A 2,018-nucleotide genomic window follows, 5' to 3' on the forward strand; every position below is an offset into this window, starting at 1 on the left:
TTGACAGCGAGATGATAGACCGTTTGACCGAGGCAGGGGAGCGGCTCATGGATTCGTTTGAATACAACGGCTACTATGCGCATAAGCGGGACGGTTTGGTGCAGGAGCCTGTTTTCGCGGAGCTCACATCGCAAACAAAAGCGATTCCGTTGATCATCCAACTGCTCGGCACAAATATCCATATCACGAATACTGCGCTCATCTACAAACATCCGCAACCGCCTGAGAAACTGGAAAGCCGTGGATGGCATCGAGATGCGGGTATCTTTTTAGATCTCGGACACAAGAATTGCCCACGCGTCGGCTTGAAGGTCGGGTACTGCTTGACGGATTTCACCGTCCCGAATTCCGGTGGGACGCTGTTTGTTCCGAAAAGCCACAAGTTAGATGAACCGCTGGGTATCCCTCAAGGCGAGATTGATCCGATTGAACCTTACGATGAACCTGTCTTGCGGGCAGGCGATGCGTTTTTCTTTGAAAACCGTATCTATCACACCGCGGGTGTCAACTTTACGGAGCATGTCGCTAAAGTTGTTATCTACGGATACCACTACGCGTGGCTCAAGCCGGAGCCTTACTTATTCTACTACAACGATACACTGCAACCTGAAGAGAAGGTAATGGAGTCCCTCGATGATCTTGGCAAGCAATTTCTCGGTGGCGGTGCGGGCGCAGCGGCGGCGTGGGCAGCAGCGCATAATCTGCAGTTTGAGGAAGTCCCACACGTCGTGACAATTTAATTTTTCCTTGCGGTTAAGGGACGCGGTCTGAACACTGAAGTTTTTCGCCTTAGAGTTGAAGAAACACCCTATCAAAAACCCCTCCATTTCATTACGGGCTTAGTTCCGGCTGCTAAGAAAAGATAGAGAGCCCGTTTTCACTGACTCTGTTAAGTAGCTACCGAGACAGACATCTTGTAGAGGGCGCGAGCGTTATCTGCCATGATTTTGCGTTTGAGTGTCGGCGTGAGGTTCTTCGGGAGTGCCTGATCAGGAGAATCGAAGTCCCAATGTGGGTAGTCGGTTGCGAACATCAACCTATCATCTAAGTCGAGTTGTGCGAGCAGTTGATCAAAGTATTCCTGTTTGGGTGGCTCTTCAATCGGCTGCGTTGTAATCCAGAAATGTTCCCGGATGTACTCAGAAGGCAGTCTTTTCAGCTCAGGCACCTCGTCCCGTAGTTTTTTCCATGCTCGATCCAGTCGCCACATCAACGGGGGTAGCCACGCGAAACCACCCTCAATGAGAGTTACCTTAAGTGTCGGGAATTGTTCAAAGACCCCTTCGCAAACGAGACTGGTTACCTGTGTCTGAAACGCCTGTGTCATTCCTGCGTGGTCTTCAATGTAGTGTGAGGGTCTACCGACAGCGGTAATCGGTCCGACACCCACACCGGTGAAATGGATAGCAATGGGGAGGTCGTGCTCGACTGCCGCTTCATACATCTTCCAGTATCTACGTCGTCCTAAAGGTTCCATCGTGCGTGCGAGCAACAGTATTTGCACGAACCCTGGATGGTTTGCCACTCTATTGATCTCGGCGGTGGCGAACGCTGCGTCGTCGCATGCGACGATGATTGAGGCGCGGAGTCTCGGTTCTTTTTCAAGCCACTCTTCGATTTGCCAGTCGTTCACGGCACTTGCCCACGCCGCGGCGAACGCGAGATTGGGCATCTCACAGACTGGAGTCAAGCAGTTGAGGATACCGTATTCGATGTTGAATGGGTCCAGCAGTTGCTCACGTAGGAAATCGAGATCGGATCCGGGGCGATGTCCGGAGGGTGTCCATGCGTCGTATCTCGCACCGAAGGGGTGGGCACGTGGAATATATGCGCCGACGCGGTCGGTTGTTCCGACCATACCGTGATGTTTCCGCCACCGTTCGGAGAGATAGGGGTACAACACCGTCTCGGAAGCGAGGGTGTTATGCACATCACAATCAATCACTGATGGTCTTTGTTGTTTGGGTGTCTCTGTTTTTGCCATCTCTTTCCCTCCTTACAGTCAAGTGCCCTGTTTC

At 52.0% G+C, this 2,018-nt stretch carries 2 protein-coding genes; one reads left to right on the top strand and one right to left on the bottom strand.

What is annotated here, in order from left to right; translation table 11 throughout:
* Positions 1-740 (top strand): phytanoyl-CoA dioxygenase family protein (locus tag J4G07_22605; protein MCE2416775.1); only part of this gene is annotated, 740 nt, incomplete at its 5' end.
* Positions 741-889: 149 nt separating this feature from the next.
* Here J4G07_22605 and J4G07_22610 read toward each other — a convergent pair.
* Positions 890-1,984 (bottom strand): amidohydrolase, encoded by a 1,095-nt coding sequence (locus J4G07_22610; GenBank protein MCE2416776.1) that lies wholly within the window; start codon positions 1,982-1,984, stop codon positions 890-892.
* Positions 1,985-2,018 lie beyond the last annotated feature (34 nt).

Source organism: Candidatus Poribacteria bacterium (assembly GCA_021295715.1).
Lineage (GTDB): Bacteria > Poribacteria > WGA-4E > WGA-4E > WGA-3G > WGA-3G.